A 23,681-nucleotide genomic window follows, 5' to 3' on the forward strand; every position below is an offset into this window, starting at 1 on the left:
GACGCTGATCGCCCCGATCGCGATGGAAGAGAAGCTGCGCTTCGCCATCCGCGAAGGCGGCCGCACCGTCGGCGCCGGCGTCGTCGCATCGATCATCGCGTAACGCGTTTGCGTGAGGGGCAGGGGCCCTTCGGGGCCTTTGCCTTTTCTCACGTCACGGAGAACTAAGACCATGAACGGTCAGAACATTCGGATCCGCCTCAAGGCGTTCGACCACCGTATCCTCGACGCTTCGACGCGCGAGATCGTGTCGACCGCGAAGCGGACGGGCGCCCAGGTCCGCGGACCGATTCCGCTGCCCACGCTCATCGAGAAGTTCACCGTCAACCGCTCGCCCCACATCGACAAGAAGTCGCGCGAGCAGTTCGAGATGCGGACCCACAAGCGGGTTCTCGACATCGTCGACCCGACCCCCCAGACGGTCGACGCCCTCATGAAGCTCGATCTCGCCGCCGGCGTCGACGTCGAAATCAAGCTCTGATCCGATTAAACGGGTCCTCTGTTTCCGGTTCTTCCGGATGGACATGACCCCAAAGGAAGGTATGCACCGATGCGTTCCGGTGTGATTGCACAGAAAGTCGGGATGACCCGCATCTTCACGGATGCCGGCGAACACATCCCGGTCACCGTGCTGAAGCTCGACAACTGCCAGGTCGTCGCGCATCGCACGATCGAGAAGAACGGCTATGCGGCCGTGCAGCTGGGCTCCGGCACGGCGAAGGTGAAGAATGTCTCGAAGGCCGAGCGCGGTCATTTCGCGGTCGCCAAGGTCGAGCCGAAGCGCAAGGTGGTCGAGTTCCGCGTCAGCAACGACGCGCTGATCCCCGTCGGCGCCGAGCTGACCGCGGACCACTTCGTCGTCGGCCAGTTCGTCGACGTCTCCGGCACCACCACCGGCAAGGGCTTCGCCGGCGGTATGAAGCGCTGGAACTTCGGCGGTCTGCGCGCCACGCACGGCGTGTCGGTCTCGCATCGTTCGATCGGTTCGACCGGTGGCCGTCAGGACCCGGGCAAGACCTTCAAGAACAAGAAGATGCCGGGCCATCTCGGTGCCGAGCGCGTGACCACGCAGAACCTGCGCGTCGTCCAGACGGATGTCGAGCGCGGCCTGATCCTCGTCGAGGGCGCCGTTCCCGGCGTCGCCGGCGGCTGGATCCATGTCCGTGACGCCGTCAAGCGCGCCCTGCCGAAGGATGCGCCGCTGCCGGGCAAGTTCAAGGTTTCCGGCGAGGCCAAGGCGGATGAGGCTCCTGCGGCCCAGGCTGAGGAGAACGCGTGATGAAGTTCGATATCACCACTCTTGAGGGCAAGTCGGCCGGTTCGGTCGAGCTGTCGGATGAGGTGTTCGGCCTGGAGCCGCGCGCCGATCTGCTCGCCCGCATGGTCCGCTATCAGCTCGCCAAGCGTCGCGCCGGGACTCACAAGTCCAAGGGCCGCTCGGAAGTCGATCGCACCCGCAAGAAGATCTACAAGCAGAAGGGCACCGGCGGCGCTCGCCACGGCGCGGCTTCGGCTCCGCAGTTCCGCGGCGGCGGCAAGGCCTTCGGCCCGGTCCTGCGCGACCACGGTCATGATCTTCCCAAGAAGGTCCGTGCGCTGGCCCTGCGTCACGCTCTCTCGGCCAAGGCCAAGGATGCCGGCATCATCGTGATCGACGATGCCACGCTTTCCGAGCCGAAGACCAAGGTGCTGCTCGGCCATTTCGGCAAGCTCGACCTGTCGAGCGCGCTGATCATCGGCGGCGCCGAGATCGACACCAATTTCGGCCTGGCCGCTCGCTCGATCCCGAACGTCGACGTGCTGCCGGTCCAGGGCATCAACGTTTACGACATCCTGCGTCGCGACAAGCTTGTCCTGACGCGCGCGGCCGTCGATGCGCTGGAGGCGCGCTTCAAATGAGCCAGTCCGCCAAGAACCTCGACCCGCGCCACTACGATGTGATCGTGGCGCCGGTCATCACCGAGAAGGCGACGATGCTCTCCGAGCACAACAAGGTCGTCTTCAAGGTTGCCAAGACCGCAACGAAGCCGCAGATCAAGGCGGCGATCGAGAAGCTCTTCGACGTCAAGGTCAAGAGCGTCAACACGATCGTCACCGAGGGCAAGGTCAAGATGTTCCGTGGCCGTCCCGGCCAGCGTTCGGACGTCAAGAAGGCGGTCGTGACCCTCGAAGAGGGCCACTCCATCGACGTGACCACGGGCCTGTGAGGGAATCATCATGGCTTTGAAACATTTCAAGCCGATCACGCCGAGCCTTCGCCAGCTCGTGATCGTCGACCGCAGCGAGCTCTACAAGGGCAAGCCGGTCAAGGCGCTGACCGAGGGCCTTTCGTCCTCGGGCGGCCGCAACAACACCGGTCGCATCACCGTCCGCTTCCGCGGCGGTGGTCACAAGCGCACGCTGCGCCTCGTCGACTTCAAGCGTCGCGGCAAGACCGGCATCCCGGCGACCGTCGAGCGGCTCGAATACGATCCGAACCGCACCGCCTTCATCGCCCTGATCAAGTATCAGGACGGCGAGCAGGCCTACATCCTGGCGCCGCAGCGCCTGGCTGTCGGCGACACGGTGGTTGCCGGTGACTCGGTCGACGTGAAGCCCGGCAACGCGGCTCCGATGGGCTCGCTGCCGATCGGCACGATCGTCCACAATGTCGAGCTGAAGATCGGCAAGGGTGGCGCTCTGGCCCGTTCGGCCGGCAACTACGCCCAGATCGTCGGCCGCGACCAGGGCTACGTCATCGTTCGCCTGAACTCGGGCGAGCAGCGCCTGATCTCCGGCCAGTGCTACGCCACGGTCGGCGCCGTCTCGAATCCGGATCACATGAACCGGAACGACGGCAAGGCCGGTCGCTCGCGCTGGCTCGGCCGCCGTCCGCATAACCGCGGCGTCTCGATGAACCCGGTCGACCACCCGCATGGTGGTGGTGAAGGCCGGACGTCGGGTGGTCGCCATCCGGTTACGCCCTGGGGTCTGCCGACCAAGGGCAAGAAGACCCGCTCGAACAAGCGGACCGATACGTTCATCGTGTCGAGCCGTCACGCCCGCAAGAAGAAGAACTGAGGTCCGTCATGGCGCGTTCGCTTTGGAAAGGTCCGTTCGTCGACGGATACCTCCTGAAGAAGGCCGAGGTCGCCAGGACCTCGAGCCGTAGTGAAGTTATCAAGATCTGGAGCCGTCGCTCCACGATCCTGCCGCAGTTCGTCGGTCTGACGTTCGGCGTCTACAACGGTCACAAGCATGTGCCGGTGTCCGTGTCCGAGGAGATGGTGGGCCACAAGTTCGGCGAGTTCTCGCCGACGCGCACCTTCCACGGCCACGCTGCCGACAAGAAGGCGAAGAGGAAGTAAGCCATGGGTAAAGCATCAGCCCCCCGTGCGCTGCCCGAGAACGAAGCCACTGCGATCGCTCGCAACCTTCGCGTCTCGCCGCAGAAGCTGAACCTCGTCGCCCAGCTGATCCGTGGCAAGAAGGTCTCGACCGCGCTCGCCGATCTCGAGTTCTCGCGCAAGCGGATCTCGCTCGACGTGCGCAAGTGCCTGCAGAGCGCGATCGCCAACGCCGAGAACAATCATGATCTCGACGTCGATGATCTCGTCGTGGCACAGGCCTTCGTCGGCAAGGCCCTCGTCATGAAGCGTTTCCACGCTCGTGCCCGTGGTCGTGGCGCCCGCATCCTGAAGCCCTTCGCGAACATCACGATCATCGTGCGCGAAGTCGCTGCGGCCAAGGCCTGAGGAGAGAACGATGGGTCAGAAAATCAATCCGATCGGCCTTCGCCTCGGCATCAACCGCACCTGGGACTCGCGTTGGTTCGCGGCCAAGGGCGAGTACGGCCAGCTTCTGCATGAGGACATGGCCATCCGCGCCGCCCTCATGAAGCTGTTGAAGCAGGCCGCCGTCTCGAAGATCATCATCGAGCGTCCGCACCGGAAGTGCCGCGTCACCATTCACTCGGCCCGTCCGGGCGTGGTGATCGGCAAGAAGGGCGCTGACATCGAGAAGCTCCGCAAGGAAGTCTCGAAGCTCACCAAGGCCGACGTGACGATCAACATCGTCGAGGTGCGCAAGCCCGAGATCGACGCGACGCTCGTCGCCGACTCGATCGCCCAGCAGCTCGAGCGCCGCGTCGCCTTCCGTCGCGCCATGAAGCGCGCCGTTCAGTCGGCGATGCGTCTCGGTGCCGAAGGCATCCGCATCAACTGCTCGGGCCGCCTCGGCGGCGCCGAGATCGCCCGCCTCGAATGGTATCGTGAGGGCCGCGTGCCGCTGCATACGCTGCGCGCCGACGTCGATTACGGCGTCGCCACCGCTTTCACGACCTACGGGACGTGCGGCATCAAGGTCTGGATCTTCAAGGGCGAGATCCTGGAACATGACCCGATGGCCCAGGACAAGCGCCTCTCCGACGAGGGCGGCCGCTCAGGCGGCCGTGATCGCGACCATCGCGATCGTCGTGAGCAGGCTGCGTAAGGCTGATCGAGAAGAGCCATGCTGCAACCAAAACGCACCAAGTTCCGCAAGCAGTTCAAGGGACGCATCTCCGGCGTCGCCAAGGGCGGCACGGATCTCAACTTCGGCCAGTTCGGCCTGAAGGCCCAGGAACCCGAGCGCGTCACCGCCCGGCAGATCGAGGCGGCCCGCCGCGCGATCACCCGCGCCATGAAGCGCGTCGGCCGTGTCTGGATCCGCATCTTCCCGGACGTGCCGGTTTCGAAGAAGCCGACCGAAGTCCGCATGGGTAAGGGCAAGGGTTCGCCCGAGTTCTGGGCGGCCAAGGTCAAGCCGGGCCGGATCATGTTCGAGCTCGACGGCGTGTCCGAGGAGATCGCCCGCGAGGCGCTCCGCCTCGGCGCCGCCAAGCTGCCGATCAAGACCCGCTTCATTCAGCGCATCGCCGAGTAAGGGAGGACAATATGAAAATTGCACAGCGTCAGTCCGACCTGAAGGCCATGAGCACGGACCAGCTCCAGGACGAGCTGCTCAAGCTGAAGAAGGAGCAGTTCAACCTGCGCTTCCAGAAGGCGACCGGCCAGCTCGAGAACACCGCGCGCGTCACCGAAGTGCGCAAGGACATCGCCCGCATCAAGACGCTGCAGCGGTCGAAGACCGTCGCAGCGAGCGCGTGAGGAGAGAATAATGCCTAAGCGCGTACTGCAGGGCGTCGTCGTCAGCGACAAGCAGAACAAAACTGTTGTGGTCAAGGTCGAGCGGCGTTATACGCACCCGCTCCTCAAGAAGACGGTGCGCCGCACGAAGAACTATCACGCCCATGACGAAGTGGGTGCGTTCAAGGTCGGCGACACGGTCTGGATCGAGGAGTCCAAGCCGATTTCCAAGCTGAAAAGCTGGGTTGTGCTCGAGGACGCCCCCAAGGCGTGATTCGAGACGGCTTCGCCCGGCCCCGAATCAGGGGCGGGCGCGGCAGGAAAGAAGCCGGGCATGTTTCTCCGCAAGAGTGGTTCCCACTTTTGCGGATCGTGTTTTGTTTTGAGGCCAGGGGGCGATCGACCCCCGTCAGTCGTAGTCCCCGCCAGCGCTGAGGCTGGCCGGGAAACCGCGCTGATACACAGATTGGAAGGATCAAGGCCATGATCCAGGTGCAGACGAATCTCGACGTCGCCGACAATTCCGGCGCCCGTCGCGTGATGTGCATCAAGGTTCTCGGCGGGTCGAAGCGGCGCTATGCCCGCATCGGCGACATCATTGTCGTCTCGATCAAGGAAGCCATCCCGCGCGGTCGCGTGAAGAAGGGCGACGTCATGAAGGCGGTCGTCGTTCGCACCGCCAAGGACGTCAAGCGCCAGGACGGTTCGGTGATCCGCTTCGACCGCAATGCGGCGGTGCTGATCAACAACCAGAAGGAGCCGGTCGGCACGCGTATCTTCGGACCGGTTCCGCGCGAGCTGCGCGCCAAGAACCACATGAAGATCATCTCGCTGGCGCCGGAGGTGCTGTGATGGCTGCTAAGATCAAGAAGGGCGACAAGGTCGTCGTGCTCGCTGGTCGCGACAAGGGCAAGTCGGGTGAAGTGCTCCAGGTCCTGCCGAAGGACGGCCGTGCGGTCGTTCGCGGCGTCAACCTGGTGAAGCGTCACACCAAGCAGTCCGCGCAGTCCGAGGGCGGCATCATCAGCAAGGAAGCGACGATCGACCTGTCGAACATCGCTGTTGCCGATCCGAAGGATGGCCAGGCCACCCGCGTCGGTTTCAAGGTGCTCGATGACGGCCGCAAGGTTCGTTTTGCCAAGCGTTCGGGGGATCTGATCGATGGCTGAGGCTCAGCAGGCGGCTCTCTCGCCGCGTATGAAGAAGCATTACGAGGACGTCGTCCGTCCCGCGATGATCGCCGAATTCGGCTACAAGAACGTCATGGAAGTGCCGACGATCGAGAAGATCGTCATCAACATGGGCGTTGGCGAAGCGACTGCGGACCGTAAGAAGGTCGACGTCGCTGCCGCGGATCTCGCCATGATCGCCGGCCAGAAGCCGGTCATCACCAAGTCCCGCCTCGCCATCGCCGGCTTCAAGCTGCGCGAGAACATGGCGGTTGGCTGCAAGGTCACGCTGCGCAAGACCAAGATGTTCGAGTTCGTCGACCGGCTCGTCACCATCGCCTTGCCGCGCGTGCGCGACTTCCGGGGCCTCAACCCGAAGTCGTTCGACGGGCGCGGCAATTTCGCGCTCGGGATCAAGGAGCACATCGTGTTCCCTGAGATCAACTACGACAAGGTCGACCAGGTCCTGGGTATGGACGTCATCGTCTGCACGACTGCGAAGTCGGACGACGAGGCACGCGCCCTGCTCAAGCACTTCAACTTCCCGTTCCGGCAGTGAACCTAAGCGTTCATACGCGGAAACCAGGAGAGATCGATGGCTAAGAAAAGCTCCGTCGAGAACAACGAGCGCCGCAGGAAGCTGGTGAAGAAATTCGCCGGCCGCCGGGCTCGCCTTCTCGCGATCGCCAATGACGACAACCAGCCCATGGACGAGCGCTTTCTCGCTCGCCTGAAGCTGGCCGAACTGCCGCGCAACTCGGCCAAGATCCGCGTTCGCAACCGTTGCGAAGTGACGGGCCGCCCGCGCGCGGTTTATCGCAAGCTCAAGATGTCGCGTATCGCGCTGCGTGAGCTCGGCAACAAGGGGCTGGTTCCCGGCCTCGTGAAATCGAGCTGGTAAGGAGGACTGGAACAATGGCAATCATTGATCCGCTCGGCGATATGCTGACCCGCATCCGCAATGCGCAGATGCGTCGCAAGTCCCGCGTTTCCACCCCCGGCTCGAAGCTGCGCGCCCGCGTGCTCGACGTGCTGCAGTCCGAGGGTTACATCCGCGGCTACAGCCAGACCGAGTTCGGCAACGGCCGGACGGAGTTCGACATCGAGCTGAAGTATCACGAGGGCCTGCCGGTCATCCGGTCGATCTCCCGTGTTTCGAAGCCCGGCCGCCGCGTCTACTCGTCGGTCGAGACAATGCCGCGCGTGGCCGATGGCCTTGGCGTGACGATCGTCTCGACGCCGCGTGGCGTGATGGCCGATCATGTGGCCCGCGAGCAGAACGTGGGCGGCGAAGTGCTCTGCAAGGTCTTCTGACCTTACAGGCGCCCCGCTCACTTTCAGGAGAGATCCAAATGTCTCGTATCGGTAAGAAGCCGGTTTCGGTTCCCGCGGGCGTCACTGCCTCGGTCACCGGCCAGCTGGTCAAGATCAAGGGCTCGAAGGGCGAGCTCTCCTTCACGGTTCCCGAGGACGTCTCGGTTGCCATGGAGGACGGTGCGATCGCGGTCCAGCCGCGTTCGCAGTCAAAGCGCGCCCGTGCGCTCTGGGGCACCTCGCGTGCCCGCATCAACAACCTCGTGATCGGCACCACCGCCGGTTTCGAGAAGCGCCTCGAGATCAACGGCGTCGGCTACAAGGCCGCGGTCAACGGCAAGGTGCTGAAGCTGTCGCTGGGCTATAGCCACGACATCGACTACGCCATCCCGGAAGGCGTCGCGATCACCACGCCGAAGCCGACGGAAATCGTCGTCGTCGGCATCGACAAGCAGATCGTCGGCCAGACCGCCGCGGAAATCCGCGACTATCGCGGCCCCGAGCCCTACAAGGGCAAGGGCGTCAAGTACGCCGGCGAATTCATCTTCCGCAAGGAAGGCAAGAAGAAGTAAGGACGCCAGCCATGAGCAAGCAGAACGATGTGACTGCGCGCCGCAAGGCCCGCGTCCGCCGCGCGATCAAGGCGGTTGCCAATGGTCGCCCGCGCCTGTCGGTGCATCGCACCGGCAAGCAGATCTACGCCCAGGTCATCGACGACGTGAAGGGGGTCACCCTCGCTTCCGCCTCGTCGCGGGACAAGGATGTGCGCGAGCAGATCAAGTCCGGCGCGAATGTCGAAGCCGCCACCCAGATCGGCAAGATCGTTGCCGAGCGCGCGGTCAAGGCCGGCGTGACGGATGTGGTCTTCGACCGTGGCCCGTACATGTACCATGGCCGCGTCAAGGCGCTGGCCGATGCAGCCCGCGAGGGCGGCCTCAGCTTCTGAGGTTATCGGGTTTCGCCCGGCAAGGCGTTTCGCGCCGGCCGGGCGGCATCCGTTTTAGGCTTCCCCGCGCAATGACGCACGGGGTTAGGCTCGAGCGAGCGGCGGGGCTTCGATCCTCGTCCGCGCAAGTAAGAGGACAGACATGGCTAGAGAGCCGCGTGAGCGTAGGGACCGGGAAGCGGAAGTTTCCGAGTTCGTGGACAAGCTCGTCCACATCAACCGCGTCGCCAAGGTGGTGAAGGGCGGGCGTCGCTTCGGCTTCGCCGCGCTTGTCGTCGTCGGCGACCAGAAGGGCCGCGTCGGCTTCGGCCACGGCAAGGCCCGTGAAGTTCCCGAGGCGATCCGCAAGGCGACGGAAGCCGCCAAGCGCGGCCTCGTCCGCATCCCGCTGCGCGAGGGCCGCACCCTCCATCACGACGTGCAGGGCCGCCATGGCGCCGGCAAGGTCGTGCTGCGTGCGGCTCCGGCTGGTACCGGCATCATCGCCGGCGGCCCGATGCGCGCCGTCTTCGAGGCGGTCGGCATGCAGGACGTCGTGTCGAAGTCGCTCGGCTCCTCCAACCCGTACAACCTCGTGCGCGCCACGTTCGACGCGCTGAAGAACGAAGACAGCCCGCGTTCGGTCGCGGCGCGTCGTTCGCTCAAGGTTTCGGCCCTGCAGACCCGTCGCCGCGATGCCGGCACGGATGCGGCCGCGGAAGCGTGAGGGGGGTATCATGGCAAAGGCTGAGAAGACCTTCACCATCGAGCAGATCGGTTCGCCGATCCGCCGCGAGGCCACCCAGCGCCAGACCCTGATCGGTCTCGGCCTGAACAAGATCCGCCGCCGCTCGACCCTCCAGGACACCCCCGCGGTGCGTGGCATGGTCGAGAAGGTCAAGCACCTCGTCCGCGTCGTCGACGCGAAGTGAGGAGGGCGTCACATGAAACTCAATGATATCCGTGACAACGAAGGCGCTCTGAAGCAGCGCATGCGCGTCGGCCGTGGCATTGGCTCCGGCAAGGGCAAGACCGGTGGTCGCGGCGTGAAGGGTCAGACCTCGCGCGCCGGCGTCGCCATCAAGGGCTTCGAAGGCGGCCAGATGCCGCTGTATCGTCGCCTGCCGAAGCGCGGTTTCCACAACCTGTTCGCCAAGGATCTGAACGAGGTGAACCTCGGCCGCATCCAGCAGGCAGTGGAAGCCGGCAAGCTCGACGCCAAGGGCGCTGTGACCATCGAGGCGCTCGTCGCCGCCGGTGTCATCACCCGTCAGGCCAAGGACGGCGTCAAGATTCTCGGCGTCGGCGAGCTCAAGACCAAGCTCGCTTTCGAGGTCTACGGCGCGTCCAAGTCGGCCGTGGCTGCGATCGAGAAGGCTGGCGGTTCGGTCAAGATTCTGGCTGCCGCTTCACAGGCGTGATCCGAACGCCTACATGACGTTTGCGAACGGCGGCCGGGCCCAGCGCCTTGGCCGCCGTTTGACTGTTTGACGCAAGGCACGAATCCGCAGACAGCACGCACGCGTGCGTTGGCAGTTGTGCTTCAACGACCAGTTTGAGACCCAGGGACCGGACGCATGGCATCGGCGGCTGAACAGCTTGCGGCGAACCTCAATTTCGGGGCCTTCGCCAAGGCGGATGAACTCAAGAAGCGAATCTGGTTCACGCTGGGCGCGCTCGTCATCTACCGGCTTGGTACCTATATCCCGCTGCCGGGCATGAACCCGGACGCGGTGGCCGACCTGTTCCGCCAGACCCAGTCCGGCATGCTCGGCATGTTCAACATGTTCTCTGGCGGTGCCGTCGGGCGTCTCGCGATCTTCGCACTGGCGATCATGCCCTACATCTCGGCCTCGATCATCGTGCAGCTGCTCTCGAGCGTTGTGCCGACTTTCGAGGCGCTGAAGAAGGAAGGCGAGCAGGGTCGCAAGACCCTGAACCAGTACACCCGCTACCTGACCCTCGTGCTGGCCGTATTCCAGGCTTACGCGATCGGCGTGGGTCTCCAGGGTTCGGGTAACCTTGTGCTCGAACCCGGGCCGTTCTTCCTGCTCTCGACCACGATCACGCTCGTCGGCGGCACGATGTTCCTGCTCTGGCTGGGTGAGCAGATCACCAGCCGCGGCATCGGCAACGGCACCTCGATGATCATCTTCGCGGGCATCATCGCGGAATTCCCATCGCAGCTCGCGCAGACCTTCGAACTCGGCCGCCAGGGCGCGATCTCGACCGGCCTGCTGCTCGGCGTGCTCGTGATGGCGATCTGCGTCATCGCCTTCTGCGTGTTCATGGAGCGCGCCCAGCGCCGCCTGCTGATCAACTATCCGAAGCGCCAGGTCGGCAACCGCATGTACGAGGGCCAGACCTCGTTCCTGCCGCTGAAGCTCAACACCTCGGGCGTCATCCCGCCGATCTTCGCCTCGTCCCTGCTGCTGCTGCCGACCACCGTCGCGAGCTTCTCGCAGGCCTCGGGCGGCACCGGCTTCCTGTCGACGATGGCGACCTATCTGGCGCATGGCCGGCCGGCGTTCATGATCCTCTACGCCGCGCTGATCATCTTCTTCTGCTTCTTCTACACCGCGATCGTGTTCAATCCGGTGGAGACGGCGGACAATCTCAAGAAGCATGGCGGCTTCATGCCGGGTATCCGCCCGGGCGAGCGGACCGCCGAGCATATCGATCGCATCCTCACCCGCATCACCGTTCTCGGCGCAGGATATTTGACGATTGTCTGCCTTATCCCCGAGTTCATGATCACCTATGCTCAGATTCCGATCATCCTTCTGGGCGGCACCTCGCTGCTCATCGTGGTGACGACGACGATGGACACCGTGGCGCAAGTTCACGGGCACCTGCTGGCCCATCAGTACGAAGGGCTGGTCAAGAAGGCCAAGTTGCGAGGAGCGCGGAGATAAGATGCGGTTGATTTTCCTGGGGCCGCCGGGGGCGGGTAAGGGCACTCAGGCGGCGCGCATCGTCGCGAAGCACGGCATTCCGCAACTCTCGACCGGCGACATGCTGCGTGCGGCCGTCGCCGCCGGCACGCCGGTCGGCCAGAAGGCCAAGGCCGTGATGGATGCAGGCGGGCTGGTCTCGGACGAGATCGTCATCGGCATCGTCGCCGACCGCATCGAAGAGGCCGACGCCAGGAAAGGCTTCATCCTCGACGGCTTTCCGCGGACGCTGGCGCAGGCCGAGGCGCTGGACAAGATGCTGGACGGCAAGGGCCTGAAGCTCGATGCCGTGCTCGAGCTCCGGGTCGACCAGACCAAGCTTGTCGACCGCATCGTCCGCCGCGCCGAGGAGGCGAGGGCGGCGGGGCAGCCGGTGCGCAAGGATGACGATCCGGAGGTCTTCAAGACCCGGCTCGAGGCCTATAACCGCGATACGGCGGTGGTTGCGCCCTATTACGACAAGCGTGGCCAGCTGACCGCGATCGACGGCATGCAGCCGATCGACGACGTCTCGCGGGCGATCAGCGACGCGCTTTCGGTGGCGGCGCAGGGCTGAGCGCTCCTAGGCGAACAAGTTTGAACCCGGGCGGACCTTGCGGTCCGGCCGGGTTTTTCATTTCCGCGGTGCGCTTTTGCGGGATTGCCTTTGCCTTTTCTCGCTCCACCCGTGCGTTGACAGGCTTACCCCCGGCGGATGTGCTGAGACCCAATCCGCGCAAAGCGGTGGCAAGCGTCCGTCGACCAGGTGGCGAAGCGCCTTTCCGGGTCCGGATGCAGGACAGGGAGCAGGCGCATGACGAGGTTTGGTGCATTGCTGGTCGCGAGCACGCTGGCGCTGATGCCGGCGGCGGCGCGGGCGCAGGATGCGGTGAAGATCGGCATCCTCAACGACCAGTCGGGCAACTATGCCGAATTCGGCGGTCTCGGCTCGGTCGAGGCTGCGAAGATGGCGATCGAGGATTTCGGCGGCTCGGTGCTGGGCAAGTCGATCGAGATCGTCGCGGCCGATCATCAGAACAAGCCGGATATCGCCGTCGGGCTGGCCCGGCGCTGGTATGATGTGGACGGCGTCACCGCGATCGCGGACCTCACCAACTCCGCCGTTGCACTGGGGGTGGCCGGCATCGCCAAGGAAAAGCAGAAGATCGCCCTCTATAACGGCCCGGCGACGACGCGGCTGTTCAACGAGGATTGCTCGCCGACCGGCTTCATGTGGACCTTCGACACGGCGACCTCGGCCAAGGGCACGGCGCTGTCGGTCCTGCGCGAGGGCGGCGACAGCTGGTACATCATCGCCGCCGACTATGCCTTCGGCCATCAGCTCACCGCCGATATCGAGTCGATCGTGAAGGCCAATGGCGGCAAGACGCTGGGCACGGTGCGCGCGCCGCTCGGAACGCCGGACTTCTCCTCCTTCCTGCTGCAGGCGCAGGCCTCGAAGGCCAAGATCGTCGCCTTCGCCAATGCCGGCACGGACACGATCAACTCGATCAAGCAGGCCGGCGAGTTCGGCCTGGTCGATGGCGGCCAGAAGCTCGCGGCGATGGTCGTGGTGCTGAGCGACGTCCACGGGCTCGGGCTCGACAAGGCCAAGGGGCTGATTACGACCACCGCCTACTATCATGACGCCGACAAGCCGAGCCGCGCCTTCGCCGACCGCTACATGGCGAAGACCAAGAAGATGCCCGGCATGATCCAGGCCAGCGTCTATTCCTCGGTGCTGCACTACCTCAAGGCGGTGAAGGCGGCCGGTACGGCAGCGGGCCCTGCGGTCGCGGCGAAGATGAAGGAGATGCCGGTCGACGATTTCTATGCGCCGGGCGCCAAGATCCGCGAGGATGGCCGGCTGATGAACGACATGCTGCTGGTCGAGGTGAAGAAGCCCGCCGATTCGAAGGCGCCGTGGGATTACTTCAAGGTCGTCCGCAAGATCCCGGCGGCCGAGATCATCGCGCCGCTCTCGGAGAGCAAGTGCAGCCTGGTGAAGAAGTGAGGGTTCTCGCTTGAGTCCGTCGTTCCGGGCGCGGTTCCGCCGCTTGCCTGGAATGACGGGGCCCTTATATAGCAATCGCGGCTACCGCCTTGACCTCGCAGCGCTTCGGCCACTTCGCCGGCCTTGGCATGTTTCTTGGTTGCGACGGGTTGACTCGTTGCGCCCAACCCGTTAACGAGCCGCAATCCGGTTTCATGGGAGCGATGCCGTTGCCTTCGCGAGAAGGGACGACGTCGCATTATCGCGTGGAGCCGTTCAACGTCCTGCATGAGCCGGCCTCCACCGGACGCAGGATTTTTTCCCACCGCCGGGGTGCCATCGGGTGCTTCGGCCGACATGGAGATGAGACCATGGCTCGTATCGCGGGCGTCAACATTCCCACCGGCAAGCGCGTCGTCATCGGCCTGCAGTACATCCACGGCATTGGCGCGTCCAAGGCCCAGGAGATCTGCGAGAAGGTCGGCATCGCTGCCGAGCGTCGCGTCAACCAGCTGACCGACGCCGAAGTCCTGCAGATCCGCGAGACGATCGACCGCGACTACCTCGTCGAGGGCGATCTGCGCCGCGAAGTCTCGATGAACATCAAGCGCCTGATGGACCTCGGCTGCTACCGCGGCCTGCGTCATCGTCGCTCGCTGCCGGTCCGCGGCCAGCGCACGCACACCAACGCCCGCACCCGCAAGGGCAAGGCGAAGCCGATCGCCGGCAAGAAGAAGTGATCTCAGTGGGCCGCTAAGTCGGCCCGCTGTCTATACGCCGGACGGTCCGCTTACGGGCCGCCGGCATCCCCAGCGCCTGGCATGACGGGCGCGCCTGAAGGATGGAAGAAGAGATATGGCCAAGGAAGCCCAGCGCGTCCGTCGTCGCGAACGCAAGAACATCGTCTCCGGCGTCGCGCATGTGAACGCCTCGTTCAACAACACCATGATCACCATCACCGACGCGCAGGGCAACACGATCTCGTGGTCGTCGGCCGGCACGATGGGCTTCAAGGGCTCGCGCAAGTCGACCCCCTATGCCGCCCAGGTCGCCGCCGAGGATGCCGCCCGCAAGGCTGCCGAGCACGGCATGCGCACCCTCGAGGTCGAGGTGACCGGTCCGGGTTCGGGCCGCGAGTCGGCTCTTCGCGCTCTCCAGGCCGCGGGCTTCACCGTGACCTCGATCCGCGACGTGACGCCGATCCCGCACAATGGTTGCCGTCCGCGCAAGCGCCGTCGCGTCTGACGTCTGACCATTGCATGAGGCGCCCGCAGGGGCGGGCGCCTGTCCGGGGCGGCGGTGGCCGCCAGATGAATTCAGCACCAGGAGTGCGGTCGTGATCAGCAAGAACTGGCAGGATCTTTCCAAGCCGAACAAGCTCGAAGTGAAGGTCGGAGACGACCCGAAGCGTCAGGCGACTGTGGTTGCGCGTCCGCTCGAGCGCGGCTTCGGCATGACGCTCGGCAATGCGCTCCGTCGCGTGCTGCTGTCGTCGCTCCAGGGCGCGGCCGTGACCGCCGTCCAGATCGACGGCGTTCTCCACGAGTTCTCCTCGATCCCGGGCGTCCGTGAGGACGTCACCGACATCGTCCTCAACATCAAGGCCATCGCGGTCAAGATGCAGGGCGAGGGCCCCAAGCGCATGACGCTGCGCAAGTCCGGCCCGGGCACCGTCACCGCCGGCGACATCAACACCATCGGCGACGTGGCGATCCTGAACCCCGACCTCGTGCTCTGCACGCTGGACGACGGGGCCGAGATCCGCATGGAGTTCACGGTCAACACCGGCAAGGGCTATGTCCCGGCCGAGCAGAACCGTCCCGAGGACGCGCCGATCGGCCTGATCCCGGTCGACAGCCTGTACTCGCCGGTCAAGAAGGTTTCCTACCGCGTCGAGAACACCCGTGAGGGCCAGAACCTCGACAAGGACTCGCTGACGCTGGCGATCGAGACCAACGGCTCGGTCACCCCCGAGGACGCGCTGGCGCTCGCCGCCCGCATTCTGCAGGACCAGCTCGCGGTGTTCATCACCTTCGAGGAGCCGCGCAAGGAAGAGGCCGTCTCGACCGCGCCGCAGCTGCCCTTCAACCCGGCGCTGCTCAAGAAGGTTGACGAGCTCGAGCTTTCGGTCCGCTCGGCGAACTGCCTGAAGAACGACAACATCGTCTATATCGGCGACCTCATCCAGAAGTCCGAGGGCGAGATGCTGCGCACCCCGAACTTCGGCCGCAAGTCGCTGAACGAGATCAAGGAAGTGCTGGCGACCATGGGTCTGCACCTGGGCATGGACGTCCAGGGCTGGCCGCCGGAGAACATCGAAGAGCTGGCCAAGCGCTTCGAAGAGCACTACTGAGCCTCAACGGCGCGGGAGGCATCCCGCGCCAACCCCGCCCGGCTGGTCCCAGCCGGAGCATAAGGAACGGCCGTACCGTGGCACGGCGGCCGTAAGCAACGAAGGAGCCAAACAATGCGTCACGGTTTCCGCGGTCGTCGTTTCAACCGCTCGGCCGAGCATCGCCAGGCGATGTTCGCCAACATGGCTCAGGCCCTGATCAAGCACGAGCAGATCACCACCACGCTGCCGAAGGCCAAGGACCTGCGTCCGGTCGTCGAGAAGCTGATCACCCTCGGCAAGCGCGGCGACCTGCACGCCCGCCGTCAGGCGATCGCGCAGATCAAGGATGTCGAGCTGGTCGGCAAGCTCTTCGCGGTCCTCGGCCCGCGCTACAAGGAGCGCAACGGCGGCTATCTCCGCATCATGAAGGCGGGCTTCCGCTTCGGCGACAACGCCCCGATGGCGATCATCGAGTTCGTCGACCGCGACGTCGATGCCAAGGGCAAGGATTCGGGCCCGGTCTTCACGGCGGAAGACGAAGCCGCCTGATCGGCTTCCCCTGACTGAATTGGAAAAGGCGGTCCTTCGGGGCCGCCTTTTTCTTTGGTTGTGCAGTCCTTAGGCGGGCCGTCCGGCGAGCTCCCCGGCGAGGTCGACGAGGATCTCCAGCGGCTGGGCATGGAGGTCGGCTTCGGGTGTCACCCCATACAGGCCGAAGATGAAGCTGGTGGTCTCGTCGCGCTCGGCGATGCCCATCGCCCAGCCGGCGAAGGAGCGGGCGACGATCGGTTCTTCCGAAAGCACCCGAAAGGCTGTGTGGCGCGGGTCCATCACGATCCGGCCATAGGTTTCGGCCACGTTGTCCCGCGATCCTTCCAGCACCTGCGCGAAGGCCTTCTCCGTCGCCAACAGGAAGCCGGTGATGCCGTTCTGGTCGTTGAAGCGGCGGGCGCTTGTCAGGATCCTGTCCAGCTCCGCACGGCGATTGGCGTCGACGAGCCGGCTCTCGCTGGCGTACACAAGCCGAATCAGGCTCATCCTGCTCTTCCTATCCGGCCAGAAATGGCCATATCGGGTTGGGAGATGCCGCTGCGGGAACCGCAGGGCGTTACACGGGTATAGCGGGTGCCACGCCTGAACGGAAAACTCCGCGCCGGCGCTTTTTGTTTCTGAACGAGGACGAGCATGATCCACCGCCCCGCACCCTATCGGAAGACCTTGGCCGCGGCTGCCCTGGCGGGCGCTCTGCTGGCCAGCGTCGCGCCGTGGCCGGCGCTTGCCCAGCAGCGGCAGGTGCCTGAGACCCGCGAGCAGGTGACGCTCTCCTTCGCGCCACTGGTCAAGCAGACGCAGGCTGCGGTCGTGAACGTCTATGGCGCGCGCGTCGAGAAGCGCCCGCAGAACCCCTTCATGGACGACCCGTTCTTCCGCCGCTTCTTCGGCGATGGCGGCTTCGGCGTACCGCGCGAGCGGGTGCAGCGCTCGCTCGGCTCCGGCGTGATCGTCGATGCCGGCGCCGGGCTCGTGGTGACCAACAACCACGTCATCGAGAACATGAGCGAGGTGAAGGTCGCCTTCGCCGACAAGCGCGAGGTCGAGGCCACGATCCTGCTGCGCGATCCGCGCACCGATCTTGCCGTGCTCAAGCTCGCCGACGCGAAAAACCTGACCGCGATCGCGCTCGCCGATACCGACGAACTCCAGGTCGGCGACATCGTGCTGGCGATGGGCAACCCCTTCGGCGTCGGCCAGACGGTGACTCAGGGCATCGTCTCAGCGCTGGCGCGCACGCAGATCGGCGTCGGCGATGCGCAATCCTTCATCCAGACCGATGCGGCGATCAATCCCGGCAATTCGGGCGGCGCGCTGATCGACATGAAGGGCCGCGTCGTCGGCATCAACACCGCGATCTATTCGCGCTCGGGCGGCAGCGTCGGCATCGGCTTCGCCATTCCCTCGGCGATGGTGCGCCTCGTCGTCGACAGCGCCAAGGCCGGCGTCAAGACGGTCAAGCGTCCCTGGTTCGGGGCGCGGCTGCAGAGCCTCACGGCCGAGGTCGCGGACGGGCTCGGGCTCGACCGGCCGGCGGGCTCGGTCGTCGCCAGCGTCGTCGAGAAGGGGCCGGCCGACCAGGCGGGCCTGAAGCGCTCGGACGTCATCCTTTCGGTCGATGGCGTCAATGTCGACGATCCCGAATCCTTCGGCTACCGCTTCGCCACCCGGCCGATCGGCGGCACGACGATGCTCAGCGTGCTGCGCAGCGGCAAGCGCATCTCGATCCCCGTGAAGCTCATCGCTGCGCCCGAGACCCGGCCGCGCGACATGGTGAAGCTGACGAGCCGTTCGCCGCTTGCCGGCCTGACCGTCGGCAACATGTCTCCGGCGCTGGCCGAGGAACTCTCGATCGACACCGGCAATGAAGGCGTCGTCGTCAGCGAGGTCGAGGAGGGCAGCACCGCGGCCAATGTCGGCTTCCAGAAGGGCGACATCATCAAGGCGCTGAACGGCGAGGCGATGACCACGTCGCGTGAGGTCGAGACGATCCTCAAGGATCGCAGGCGCGCCTGGGAGGTGACGATCACCCGCAACGGCCAGACGATCACCTCGGTCTTCCCGGGGTGAGCGACCTGTTCTCAGCCTCGGGGCTGGACAAGTCCGGCCCGCGGCCGCTTGCCGACCGCCTGCGCCCGACGACGCTCGCCGAGGTCGCGGGCCAGGAGCATCTGACCGGGCCGGACGGGGCGCTGACGCGGCTCGTCGCCTCCGGTACGATCGGCAGCCTGATCTTCTGGGGTCCGCCGGGTACCGGCAAGACGACGGTCGCCCGGCTGCTCGCCGGGCTGGTCGATCTCGGCTTCGAGCAGATCAGCGCGATCTTCTCGGGCGTCGCCGATCTCAAGAAGGTGTTCGAGGCGGCGCGCGGGCGCCGTTTGGGCGGCCGGGGCACGTTGCTCTTCGTCGACGAGATTCACCGCTTCAACCGCGCCCAGCTCGATGCCTTCCTGCCGGTCATGGAAGACGGCACGATCACGCTGATCGGCGCGACCACCGAGAACCCGTCCTTCGCGCTCAATGCGGCGCTGCTGTCGCGGGCGCGCGTCCTGACCTTCAAGTCGCTGGACGAGGGCTCGCTGCTCTTCCTGCTCGGCCGGGCCGAGGTCCTGGAAAGCCGGGAACTGCCGCTGACGCCGGAGGCGCGATTGGCGCTGGCGCGCTTCGCCGATGGCGACGGACGCGCCGTGCTGACGCTGGCCGAGGAGATCTGGCGGGCGGCGAAACCCGGCGAAATCCTCGACGAGCACGGCCTCTCGGACGTGATTCAGCGTCGCGCGCCGATCTACGACAAGGCGCAGGACGGCCACTACAACCTGATCTCCGCCCTGCACAAGACGATCCGCGGCTCCGATCCCGATGCGGCGCTCTACTATTTCGCGCGCATGCTCGATGCCGGCGAGGACCCGCGTTTCCTGGCACGGCGGCTGGTGCGGATGGCGGTCGAGGATATCGGCCTCGCCGATCCGCAGGCGCTGCTGCATGCCCGCGCCGCGGCGCAGACCTATGAGCAGCTCGGCACGCCCGAGGGCGAGCTCGCGCTGGCTAATTGCGTGATCTATCTGGCGACCGCACCGAAATCGAACGCGGCCTATATGGCTTACAAGGCTGCCGTGCGGGTGGCGAAGGAGCGGGGCTCCCTGACGCCGCCCAAGACCATCCTCAACGCGCCGACCAAGCTGATGCGCGAGGAGGGCTACGGCGCCGACTATGCCTATGACCACGACCAGCCCGATGCCTTCTCCGGGCAGAACTACTGGCCGGATGTGCTGGGCCGCCAGCGCTTCTACGATCCGCCCGAGCGCGGTTTCGAGCGCGAGATCCGCAAGCGGCTGGAATATTGGGAGAAGCTCCGGCAGGAGCGGGGGGAGTAGAGATGTTCTTGCTGGCGCGCCTGTTCATGATCGTGCCCTCGGTGATCGCGGGCTGGTTCGTCTCGAAGGACGATGTCTCCTATTGGGTCGTGGCCTTCGCCATTGCGCTCGTCTTCATCGTGCTGACCATCGCCTTCGAGCTGTACGTGCATCCCCGGCTGCGGCAGCGCCGCCAGCGTTGAGCCGGGCTCAGTTGCGGCAATTGAACGGCAGGAAGGTGCTGGACATGCCGCTGTTCATCGCCATCACGACGAGCCGGTTGGCAAGCTCGAGCTCCTCCTTGCTGCGGGCGCAGACCTCGGCACGGGCCTGGCAGTTCGAGGCGAGGAAGGCGTCGTGGCTGGCGAGGAATTCCGCGCCCAGGCCCTTCTTGCCGAGGCGCGCCAGCGACTGGTCATAGGCCTTCCTGTAGCGGTTGCATTTTTCCGTCGGCCAGTCGGTGCCCGTGCTGCCGCTCTGCTGGGCGAAGGCGCCCGCGCTGCCGAGGATGACCATGGCGGCAAGCAGCCCTGCGCCGCCGATCCGAAGCTGAAGACGCATCCTTGCCGTTCCCATCGTTCCTGCCGGGCCTATTCCTGACGCCGGGCTTCCTGCTCGGCTGCACCGAGCCGTGCAATTGCGGCGGATTTCGTTTGTGCAAGGCGATCGTGCGCTCTATTCCACAACGATGATCTCCACCGCTTTCGTTTTTATCGGCGCCGGCATCGGCGGCGCCCTGCGCCACGGCATCAATGTCGTCTCGCCGCGCTGGTTCGGCATGGGCTTTCCCTACGGGACCATGGCCATCAACATCATCGGCTCGGCCCTGATGGGGCTCGTCGCCGGCTGGTTCGCCTTCCGTGCCGGCGAGGGCGTGCCGCATGACCTGCGGCTCTTCCTCGCCACCGGCGTGCTCGGCGGCTTCACCACCTTCTCGGCCTTCTCGCTCGATGCCGTCCTGCTCTGGGAGCGGGGCGAGATGATGCTGGCGGCCACCTATGTGATCGGCTCGGTCGTGCTGTCGCTGGCGGCGCTGCTCGGTGGCCTCGCGATGATGCGGAGCATGTCATGAAGACGGGCGGCAAAGGTCCCGGTAACAAGGGCGCTGGCGGCAAGGGCCCCGGCGGCTCCGGGCGCGGTGGCAAGTCGCCATCCGCGGGGGCTCCGCGCGGCAAGCGGCCGAGCCATGATGCCCGGCGCAGGGCAGCCGCGCGTCCGGCTGCCGGCGAGGAGCGCGTGCAGCGCTCTCCGCGCCCGCGGCCGGTGGAGGAGGCCCCCAAGCCGACCCGCGCCCAGGTCAAGGCCGAGACCTCCGAGGTGCTCTCGACCGGCGTGCAGCAGCTCGTGGTGACGCCGGACGAGAACGAGATGCGGATCGACCGCTTCCTCGAGGCGCGTTTCCCGCAGCTCTCCTTCAGCCATATCCAGCGCATCGTCCGGAAGGGCGAATTGCGCGTCAACGGCAAGCGCGCCGACAGCAAGGATCGGCTCGAAGAAGGCCAGACGGTGCGCATCCCGCCGCTCAAGCTCGAGCCGCAGGAGCAGCGCCCGCGCTCGCTCAAGGCGGATACCGACACGGTCGAATTCCTGCGTTCGATCACGCTTTACGAGGATGACGACGTCATCGTCCTCAACAAGCCGGCTGGCCTTGCCGTGCAGGGTGGTTCCGGCACGACGCGGCATGTCGACCAGATGCTCGAGGTGCTGACCGACAAGAGCGGCCAGAAGCCCCGCCTCGTCCACCGTCTCGACAAGGACACCGCCGGCTGCCTCGTCATCGCCAAGTCGCGCTTCGCGGCGGCGACGCTGGCCAAGACCTTCCGCTCGCGCTCGGCCCGCAAGGTCTACTGGGCGCTGGTGGCGGGCGTGCCGCGCGTGCGCCAGGGCCGGATCTCGACCTATCTCGCCCGCGAGGAGGCCTATGACGGCGACCAGCGCATGGCCGTCGCCAAGCATGGCGAGGACGGCGCGATGCACGCCGTCACCTATTACGCGGTGGTCGAGACGGCGGCGCAGAAGCTCGGCTGGCTGTCGCTCAAGCCGGTGACCGGGCGCACCCACCAGCTGCGCGCCCACGCCGCCCATATCGGCCACCCGATCATCGGCGACCCCAAATATTTCAACATCCAGAACTGGGAATTGCCCGGCGGCATCCAGAACAAGCTGCACCTGCTGGCGCGGCGGATCGTGCTGCCGCATCCGCGCGGCAAGGGCACGATCGACGTCAGCGCGCCGCTGCCGCCGCATATGCGCCAGAGCTGGAACCTGCTCGGCTTCGATGACGCGCCCTACGATCCGATCGTCGAGGCGCCGGACGAGTGAGGCCTCTCCCAGGCGGTGACGAAACGTCAGAGAACAGTTGCGGAACAAAACGCTTTCTGTTCTAACTATGTTCTCGTCATCGGAGGGCTGACCATGCGTTCGGTTTTGATCGTTTTCAGCTTTGTTCTCGGTCTTGCGGGAGCCGCCTAGGCGCAGACCACCGCGCCGGCGACGGCACCCGCGCCGGCTGCCGTCGCCGCGTCGGCGGATGAGCCGATCCCTCGCGCCGAGCGGGCGAAGGCCCGGCAGGATTGCGTGTCCGAGAATATCGCGCTCGCCGGCGCGGATTTGCGCGCGGCGATGCGCATCTGCATGCAGGGCAAGTTCCCGGGCGTGCAGCTCTATGCCCATGATGGTCTCACGCGCGACGGCAAACCGACGGCGGTGGCGGCGCGGGCCGCCTGCAAGGAAGAGGCCGACGGTCGCAAGCTGCAGGGCCCGGAACGCATCGCGGCATTGACCGCCTGCTTCAACGGCAAGCGGCCGGATCTCGCCCAGCGCTCCGAATGCCGCAAGGAGGCGCGTGCCAAGGGGCTCGATGGCGCCGATCTGCGCAAGGCGGTCGATGCCTGCGCCCGCGAAGCCAGGGGCTGAGCCGCTCACGCGCGGTATGATGCCATGACGGGCTTGCAGTGGATTGCCTCGGCAATCCGGGATAAAGCCCCGGCATGGATCTCATCATCTTCGATCTCGACGGCACGCTGATCAATTCCGAGGCGATCATCCTCGGCGCGCAATACGAGACTTTCAGGCGCTGCGGACGGGTTCATCCCGGGCGTGAAGCTGGTCTCGGCATCGTCGGGCTGACGCTCGACATCGCGATGGCGCGGCTTGCCGGGCTGGCCGAGCCCGACGATGTGCTGACCGAGACCTATCGCCAGGTCTTCAGCGCGATGCGTGTGCAGGCCGAGACCGATCCGTCGCTGGACGAGCCGCTCTTCGCGGGCGTCGCCGAGACGCTGGCCGAGCTGAGGCGCCATGGCGGGCTGAAGCTCGGCATCGCCACCGGAAAGTCGCGCAAGGGGGCGGAGTTCATCGTCGCCCGGCATGGCTGGCAGGGCCTGTTCGATACGGTGCAGTCGGCTGACGATGCTCCCTCGAAGCCCCATCCCGGCATGATCCAGCGGGCGATGGCGGAGACCGGTGCGGCGCCGGAGCGCACCGCGATGGTCGGCGACAGCTCTTTCGACATCGAGATGGCGGTTGCCGCCGGCGTCGTGCCTGTCGCCGTCTCGTGGGGGTTCCAGCCGGTCGAGAGCCTCGTCGCGCTCGGTGCCCGGCATGTGTTGCGCGCGTTCCCGGAGCTGCCGACGGCGCTCGGATTGCCGAAGGCTGTGGCGGCGTAGGGCCATCCACAGCGGATCGCCGTGGTTTCCCGGCGCAGCCTTTGTCATTCCGGGGCGCGCCAGCGGCGCGAGTCCTGGAATGACAAGGGTGGTTCCGGCCGGAGGCGATTGATCTCCAGGCCGCGTCTGCGTCACAGAATGTCTTCACCCAATTGGGCCTTGTCCGTGTTCGCCTGCATGATTTCGCAGCGGCGATATCATCCGGCGCCCTTGCCGCCGACACGGGCTGAGGGCCGCTCTTTGCCGCGCCTGCGCCACCCGCAGTAACACCCTCGCAACCAAGTCGACTCAGTTCCGTTTAACCTGAATATCCGTTCAGATTTGCGCGTTAACC

37 protein-coding genes and 1 pseudogene are annotated in these 23,681 nt (G+C 65.7%); 36 read left to right on the forward strand and 2 right to left on the reverse strand.

What is annotated here, in order from left to right; genetic code table 11:
• From ASE61_RS25955 to rplQ, 29 genes and pseudogenes are all read left to right on the forward strand, one after another.
• Window positions 1-103 (forward strand): annotated as a pseudogene (locus ASE61_RS25955) (elongation factor Tu); the annotation flags it as partial.
• A gap of 69 nt (window positions 104-172) precedes the next feature.
• The gene (rpsJ, locus tag ASE61_RS12355) at window positions 173-481 is read left to right on the forward strand and encodes a 30S ribosomal protein S10 (RefSeq protein ID WP_043237115.1); all 309 of its coding nucleotides are present in this window, start codon (window positions 173-175) and stop codon (window positions 479-481) included.
• 69 nt (window positions 482-550) lie between these two features.
• Window positions 551-1,279, forward strand: coding sequence for a 50S ribosomal protein L3 (gene rplC, locus ASE61_RS12360; protein WP_061967345.1), 729 nt, complete (start codon window positions 551-553; stop codon window positions 1,277-1,279).
• Window positions 1,279-1,899, forward strand: a complete 621-nt coding sequence (gene rplD, locus ASE61_RS12365) for a 50S ribosomal protein L4 (protein WP_061967347.1) — start codon at window positions 1,279-1,281, stop codon at window positions 1,897-1,899. Before rplC ends, rplD begins: the two co-directional genes overlap by 1 nt.
• Complete coding sequence (locus ASE61_RS12370) at window positions 1,896-2,207, forward strand: 50S ribosomal protein L23 (protein WP_047582026.1); 312 nt, start codon at window positions 1,896-1,898, stop codon at window positions 2,205-2,207. The genes rplD and ASE61_RS12370 overlap by 4 nt, the downstream gene beginning before the upstream one ends.
• 10 nt (window positions 2,208-2,217) lie before the next feature.
• A complete protein-coding gene (gene rplB, locus ASE61_RS12375) occupies window positions 2,218-3,060 on the forward strand; it encodes a 50S ribosomal protein L2 (protein ID WP_061967349.1) in 843 nt (280 codons plus the stop codon).
• An 8-nt stretch (window positions 3,061-3,068) separates the two neighbouring features.
• Window positions 3,069-3,347 (forward strand): 30S ribosomal protein S19, encoded by a 279-nt coding sequence (gene rpsS / locus ASE61_RS12380; protein WP_061967350.1) that lies wholly within the window; start codon window positions 3,069-3,071, stop codon window positions 3,345-3,347.
• A gap of 3 nt (window positions 3,348-3,350) precedes the next feature.
• Complete coding sequence (rplV, locus tag ASE61_RS12385; RefSeq protein WP_061967352.1) at window positions 3,351-3,734, forward strand: 50S ribosomal protein L22; 384 nt, start codon at window positions 3,351-3,353, stop codon at window positions 3,732-3,734.
• A gap of 10 nt (window positions 3,735-3,744) precedes the next feature.
• Window positions 3,745-4,470 (forward strand): 30S ribosomal protein S3, encoded by a 726-nt coding sequence (gene rpsC, locus ASE61_RS12390; protein ID WP_061967354.1) that lies wholly within the window; start codon window positions 3,745-3,747, stop codon window positions 4,468-4,470.
• Between the two features lie 18 nt (window positions 4,471-4,488).
• Window positions 4,489-4,902, forward strand: a complete 414-nt coding sequence (gene rplP, locus ASE61_RS12395; RefSeq protein ID WP_038365403.1) for a 50S ribosomal protein L16 — start codon at window positions 4,489-4,491, stop codon at window positions 4,900-4,902.
• An 11-nt stretch (window positions 4,903-4,913) separates the two neighbouring features.
• Complete coding sequence (gene rpmC / locus ASE61_RS12400) at window positions 4,914-5,126, forward strand: 50S ribosomal protein L29 (protein ID WP_061967356.1); 213 nt, start codon at window positions 4,914-4,916, stop codon at window positions 5,124-5,126.
• A 10-nt stretch (window positions 5,127-5,136) separates the two neighbouring features.
• Window positions 5,137-5,379 carry a 30S ribosomal protein S17 gene (rpsQ, locus tag ASE61_RS12405; RefSeq protein ID WP_061967358.1) on the forward strand — a complete coding sequence of 81 codons (243 nt, stop codon included), beginning with the start codon at window positions 5,137-5,139 and terminating at the stop codon, window positions 5,377-5,379.
• A 209-nt stretch (window positions 5,380-5,588) separates the two neighbouring features.
• Window positions 5,589-5,957: a 50S ribosomal protein L14 gene (gene rplN, locus ASE61_RS12410; protein ID WP_038365406.1), complete on the forward strand. Its 369-nt coding sequence runs from the start codon at window positions 5,589-5,591 to the stop codon at window positions 5,955-5,957.
• On the forward strand, window positions 5,957-6,274 hold the full coding sequence (rplX, locus tag ASE61_RS12415; RefSeq protein ID WP_061967359.1) for a 50S ribosomal protein L24: 318 nt from the start codon (window positions 5,957-5,959) through the stop codon (window positions 6,272-6,274). Before rplN ends, rplX begins: the two co-directional genes overlap by 1 nt.
• The gene (rplE, locus tag ASE61_RS12420) at window positions 6,267-6,833 is read left to right on the forward strand and encodes a 50S ribosomal protein L5 (protein ID WP_061967361.1); all 567 of its coding nucleotides are present in this window, start codon (window positions 6,267-6,269) and stop codon (window positions 6,831-6,833) included. The genes rplX and rplE overlap by 8 nt, the downstream gene beginning before the upstream one ends.
• 36 nt (window positions 6,834-6,869) lie before the next feature.
• Entirely contained in the window at window positions 6,870-7,175 is a 306-nt protein-coding gene (gene rpsN / locus ASE61_RS12425) for a 30S ribosomal protein S14 (protein ID WP_061967363.1), read from the forward strand.
• Between the two features lie 14 nt (window positions 7,176-7,189).
• Entirely contained in the window at window positions 7,190-7,588 is a 399-nt protein-coding gene (rpsH, locus tag ASE61_RS12430) for a 30S ribosomal protein S8 (RefSeq protein WP_061967365.1), read from the forward strand.
• A 38-nt stretch (window positions 7,589-7,626) separates the two neighbouring features.
• Complete coding sequence (gene rplF / locus ASE61_RS12435) at window positions 7,627-8,160, forward strand: 50S ribosomal protein L6 (RefSeq protein WP_061967366.1); 534 nt, start codon at window positions 7,627-7,629, stop codon at window positions 8,158-8,160.
• Between the two features lie 11 nt (window positions 8,161-8,171).
• Window positions 8,172-8,534: a 50S ribosomal protein L18 gene (rplR, locus tag ASE61_RS12440; protein ID WP_061967368.1), complete on the forward strand. Its 363-nt coding sequence runs from the start codon at window positions 8,172-8,174 to the stop codon at window positions 8,532-8,534.
• 142 nt (window positions 8,535-8,676) lie between these two features.
• Complete coding sequence (gene rpsE / locus ASE61_RS12445; protein WP_061967370.1) at window positions 8,677-9,240, forward strand: 30S ribosomal protein S5; 564 nt, start codon at window positions 8,677-8,679, stop codon at window positions 9,238-9,240.
• 10 nt (window positions 9,241-9,250) lie between these two features.
• Window positions 9,251-9,445 (forward strand): 50S ribosomal protein L30, encoded by a 195-nt coding sequence (gene rpmD / locus ASE61_RS12450; protein ID WP_061967372.1) that lies wholly within the window; start codon window positions 9,251-9,253, stop codon window positions 9,443-9,445.
• Window positions 9,446-9,457: 12 nt separating this feature from the next.
• Window positions 9,458-9,934 (forward strand): 50S ribosomal protein L15, encoded by a 477-nt coding sequence (gene rplO, locus ASE61_RS12455; RefSeq protein WP_061967373.1) that lies wholly within the window; start codon window positions 9,458-9,460, stop codon window positions 9,932-9,934.
• Window positions 9,935-10,090: 156 nt separating this feature from the next.
• Window positions 10,091-11,428, forward strand: coding sequence for a preprotein translocase subunit SecY (secY, locus tag ASE61_RS12460; protein ID WP_061967375.1), 1,338 nt, complete (start codon window positions 10,091-10,093; stop codon window positions 11,426-11,428).
• Window position 11,429: 1 nt separating this feature from the next.
• Complete coding sequence (locus tag ASE61_RS12465) at window positions 11,430-12,023, forward strand: adenylate kinase (protein WP_061967376.1); 594 nt, start codon at window positions 11,430-11,432, stop codon at window positions 12,021-12,023.
• A gap of 237 nt (window positions 12,024-12,260) precedes the next feature.
• Window positions 12,261-13,460 (forward strand): ABC transporter substrate-binding protein, encoded by a 1,200-nt coding sequence (locus ASE61_RS12470; RefSeq protein WP_061967378.1) that lies wholly within the window; start codon window positions 12,261-12,263, stop codon window positions 13,458-13,460.
• Window positions 13,461-13,810: 350 nt separating this feature from the next.
• On the forward strand, window positions 13,811-14,179 hold the full coding sequence (gene rpsM, locus ASE61_RS12475; RefSeq protein WP_061967380.1) for a 30S ribosomal protein S13: 369 nt from the start codon (window positions 13,811-13,813) through the stop codon (window positions 14,177-14,179).
• A 115-nt stretch (window positions 14,180-14,294) separates the two neighbouring features.
• Window positions 14,295-14,684, forward strand: coding sequence for a 30S ribosomal protein S11 (gene rpsK, locus ASE61_RS12480; RefSeq protein WP_043237079.1), 390 nt, complete (start codon window positions 14,295-14,297; stop codon window positions 14,682-14,684).
• 91 nt (window positions 14,685-14,775) lie between these two features.
• Window positions 14,776-15,792, forward strand: coding sequence for a DNA-directed RNA polymerase subunit alpha (locus ASE61_RS12485; protein WP_061967382.1), 1,017 nt, complete (start codon window positions 14,776-14,778; stop codon window positions 15,790-15,792).
• Window positions 15,793-15,906: 114 nt separating this feature from the next.
• A complete protein-coding gene (gene rplQ / locus ASE61_RS12490) occupies window positions 15,907-16,323 on the forward strand; it encodes a 50S ribosomal protein L17 (protein WP_061967384.1) in 417 nt (138 codons plus the stop codon).
• Window positions 16,324-16,392: 69 nt separating this feature from the next.
• Here the strand turns inward: rplQ and ASE61_RS12495 are convergent, their stop codons facing one another.
• Window positions 16,393-16,812 carry a BLUF domain-containing protein gene (locus ASE61_RS12495; RefSeq protein WP_061967386.1) on the reverse strand — a complete coding sequence of 140 codons (420 nt, stop codon included), beginning with the start codon at window positions 16,810-16,812 and terminating at the stop codon, window positions 16,393-16,395.
• 147 nt (window positions 16,813-16,959) lie between these two features.
• Here ASE61_RS12495 and ASE61_RS12500 point away from each other — a divergent pair, with 147 nt between their 5' ends.
• From ASE61_RS12500 to ASE61_RS12510, 3 genes are read left to right on the forward strand one after another with little or no spacing between them, the layout of a single operon-like run.
• Complete coding sequence (locus tag ASE61_RS12500; protein ID WP_061967387.1) at window positions 16,960-18,396, forward strand: Do family serine endopeptidase; 1,437 nt, start codon at window positions 16,960-16,962, stop codon at window positions 18,394-18,396.
• Window positions 18,393-19,700: a replication-associated recombination protein A gene (locus tag ASE61_RS12505; RefSeq protein WP_061967389.1), complete on the forward strand. Its 1,308-nt coding sequence runs from the start codon at window positions 18,393-18,395 to the stop codon at window positions 19,698-19,700. Before ASE61_RS12500 ends, ASE61_RS12505 begins: the two co-directional genes overlap by 4 nt.
• Before the next feature lie 2 nt (window positions 19,701-19,702).
• Complete coding sequence (locus ASE61_RS12510; protein ID WP_061967390.1) at window positions 19,703-19,882, forward strand: hypothetical protein; 180 nt, start codon at window positions 19,703-19,705, stop codon at window positions 19,880-19,882.
• Window positions 19,883-19,889: 7 nt separating this feature from the next.
• On the opposite strand, the gene ASE61_RS12515 is transcribed toward ASE61_RS12510, so the two are convergent.
• Window positions 19,890-20,240 carry a hypothetical protein gene (locus ASE61_RS12515; protein ID WP_061967392.1) on the reverse strand — a complete coding sequence of 117 codons (351 nt, stop codon included), beginning with the start codon at window positions 20,238-20,240 and terminating at the stop codon, window positions 19,890-19,892.
• A gap of 94 nt (window positions 20,241-20,334) precedes the next feature.
• Between ASE61_RS12515 and crcB the strand changes: the two genes are divergently transcribed.
• The 4 genes from crcB to ASE61_RS12535 all read left to right on the forward strand — a co-directional run bounded on the left by crcB (window position 20,335) and on the right by ASE61_RS12535 (window position 23,347).
• Entirely contained in the window at window positions 20,335-20,751 is a 417-nt protein-coding gene (crcB, locus tag ASE61_RS12520) for a fluoride efflux transporter CrcB (RefSeq protein ID WP_320409875.1), read from the forward strand.
• Window positions 20,748-22,001, forward strand: a complete 1,254-nt coding sequence (locus ASE61_RS12525) for an RluA family pseudouridine synthase (protein ID WP_061967394.1) — start codon at window positions 20,748-20,750, stop codon at window positions 21,999-22,001. The genes crcB and ASE61_RS12525 overlap by 4 nt, the downstream gene beginning before the upstream one ends.
• A 255-nt stretch (window positions 22,002-22,256) precedes the next feature.
• A complete protein-coding gene (locus ASE61_RS12530; RefSeq protein ID WP_156407079.1) occupies window positions 22,257-22,595 on the forward strand; it encodes a hypothetical protein in 339 nt (112 codons plus the stop codon).
• 74 nt (window positions 22,596-22,669) lie between these two features.
• On the forward strand, window positions 22,670-23,347 hold the full coding sequence (locus ASE61_RS12535; protein ID WP_061967397.1) for an HAD-IA family hydrolase: 678 nt from the start codon (window positions 22,670-22,672) through the stop codon (window positions 23,345-23,347).
• Window positions 23,348-23,681 lie beyond the last annotated feature (334 nt).

Source organism: Allobosea sp. Root670, from assembly GCF_001429415.1.
GTDB classification, from domain to species: domain Bacteria; phylum Pseudomonadota; class Alphaproteobacteria; order Rhizobiales; family Beijerinckiaceae; genus Allobosea; species Allobosea robiniae.

Bases quoted from the DNA above. Each gene is read 5' to 3' on its own strand.
- rpsE (WP_061967370.1), top strand. From the start codon at position 8,677: ATGGCTAGAGAGCCGCGTGAGCGTAGGGACCGGGAAGCGGAAGTTTCC.
- secY (WP_061967375.1), top strand. From the start codon at position 10,091: ATGGCATCGGCGGCTGAACAGCTTGCGGCGAACCTCAATTTCGGGGCC.
- rpsK (WP_043237079.1), top strand. From the start codon at position 14,295: ATGGCCAAGGAAGCCCAGCGCGTCCGTCGTCGCGAACGCAAGAACATC.
- ASE61_RS12470 (WP_061967378.1), top strand. From the start codon at position 12,261: ATGACGAGGTTTGGTGCATTGCTGGTCGCGAGCACGCTGGCGCTGATG.
- ASE61_RS12500 (WP_061967387.1), top strand. From the start codon at position 16,960: ATGATCCACCGCCCCGCACCCTATCGGAAGACCTTGGCCGCGGCTGCC.
- rplR (WP_061967368.1), top strand. From the start codon at position 8,172: ATGAGCAAGCAGAACGATGTGACTGCGCGCCGCAAGGCCCGCGTCCGC.
- rplO (WP_061967373.1), top strand. From the start codon at position 9,458: ATGAAACTCAATGATATCCGTGACAACGAAGGCGCTCTGAAGCAGCGC.
- ASE61_RS12495 (WP_061967386.1), bottom strand. From the start codon at position 16,812: ATGAGCCTGATTCGGCTTGTGTACGCCAGCGAGAGCCGGCTCGTCGAC.
- rplP (WP_038365403.1), top strand. From the start codon at position 4,489: ATGCTGCAACCAAAACGCACCAAGTTCCGCAAGCAGTTCAAGGGACGC.
- rpsH (WP_061967365.1), top strand. From the start codon at position 7,190: ATGGCAATCATTGATCCGCTCGGCGATATGCTGACCCGCATCCGCAAT.
- rplE (WP_061967361.1), top strand. From the start codon at position 6,267: ATGGCTGAGGCTCAGCAGGCGGCTCTCTCGCCGCGTATGAAGAAGCAT.
- rpmD (WP_061967372.1), top strand. From the start codon at position 9,251: ATGGCAAAGGCTGAGAAGACCTTCACCATCGAGCAGATCGGTTCGCCG.
- ASE61_RS12465 (WP_061967376.1), top strand. From the start codon at position 11,430: ATGCGGTTGATTTTCCTGGGGCCGCCGGGGGCGGGTAAGGGCACTCAG.
- rpmC (WP_061967356.1), top strand. From the start codon at position 4,914: ATGAAAATTGCACAGCGTCAGTCCGACCTGAAGGCCATGAGCACGGAC.
- rpsC (WP_061967354.1), top strand. From the start codon at position 3,745: ATGGGTCAGAAAATCAATCCGATCGGCCTTCGCCTCGGCATCAACCGC.
- ASE61_RS12535 (WP_061967397.1), top strand. From the start codon at position 22,670: ATGGATCTCATCATCTTCGATCTCGACGGCACGCTGATCAATTCCGAG.
- rplF (WP_061967366.1), top strand. From the start codon at position 7,627: ATGTCTCGTATCGGTAAGAAGCCGGTTTCGGTTCCCGCGGGCGTCACT.
- rpsM (WP_061967380.1), top strand. From the start codon at position 13,811: ATGGCTCGTATCGCGGGCGTCAACATTCCCACCGGCAAGCGCGTCGTC.
- rplD (WP_061967347.1), top strand. From the start codon at position 1,279: ATGAAGTTCGATATCACCACTCTTGAGGGCAAGTCGGCCGGTTCGGTC.
- rplV (WP_061967352.1), top strand. From the start codon at position 3,351: ATGGGTAAAGCATCAGCCCCCCGTGCGCTGCCCGAGAACGAAGCCACT.
- rplB (WP_061967349.1), top strand. From the start codon at position 2,218: ATGGCTTTGAAACATTTCAAGCCGATCACGCCGAGCCTTCGCCAGCTC.
- ASE61_RS12525 (WP_061967394.1), top strand. From the start codon at position 20,748: ATGAAGACGGGCGGCAAAGGTCCCGGTAACAAGGGCGCTGGCGGCAAG.
- rplQ (WP_061967384.1), top strand. From the start codon at position 15,907: ATGCGTCACGGTTTCCGCGGTCGTCGTTTCAACCGCTCGGCCGAGCAT.
- ASE61_RS12370 (WP_047582026.1), top strand. From the start codon at position 1,896: ATGAGCCAGTCCGCCAAGAACCTCGACCCGCGCCACTACGATGTGATC.
- rpsQ (WP_061967358.1), top strand. From the start codon at position 5,137: ATGCCTAAGCGCGTACTGCAGGGCGTCGTCGTCAGCGACAAGCAGAAC.
- rpsN (WP_061967363.1), top strand. From the start codon at position 6,870: ATGGCTAAGAAAAGCTCCGTCGAGAACAACGAGCGCCGCAGGAAGCTG.
- rplN (WP_038365406.1), top strand. From the start codon at position 5,589: ATGATCCAGGTGCAGACGAATCTCGACGTCGCCGACAATTCCGGCGCC.
- rpsS (WP_061967350.1), top strand. From the start codon at position 3,069: ATGGCGCGTTCGCTTTGGAAAGGTCCGTTCGTCGACGGATACCTCCTG.
- ASE61_RS12515 (WP_061967392.1), bottom strand. From the start codon at position 20,240: ATGCGTCTTCAGCTTCGGATCGGCGGCGCAGGGCTGCTTGCCGCCATG.
- rpsJ (WP_043237115.1), top strand. From the start codon at position 173: ATGAACGGTCAGAACATTCGGATCCGCCTCAAGGCGTTCGACCACCGT.
- rplC (WP_061967345.1), top strand. From the start codon at position 551: ATGCGTTCCGGTGTGATTGCACAGAAAGTCGGGATGACCCGCATCTTC.
- rplX (WP_061967359.1), top strand. From the start codon at position 5,957: ATGGCTGCTAAGATCAAGAAGGGCGACAAGGTCGTCGTGCTCGCTGGT.
- ASE61_RS12510 (WP_061967390.1), top strand. From the start codon at position 19,703: ATGTTCTTGCTGGCGCGCCTGTTCATGATCGTGCCCTCGGTGATCGCG.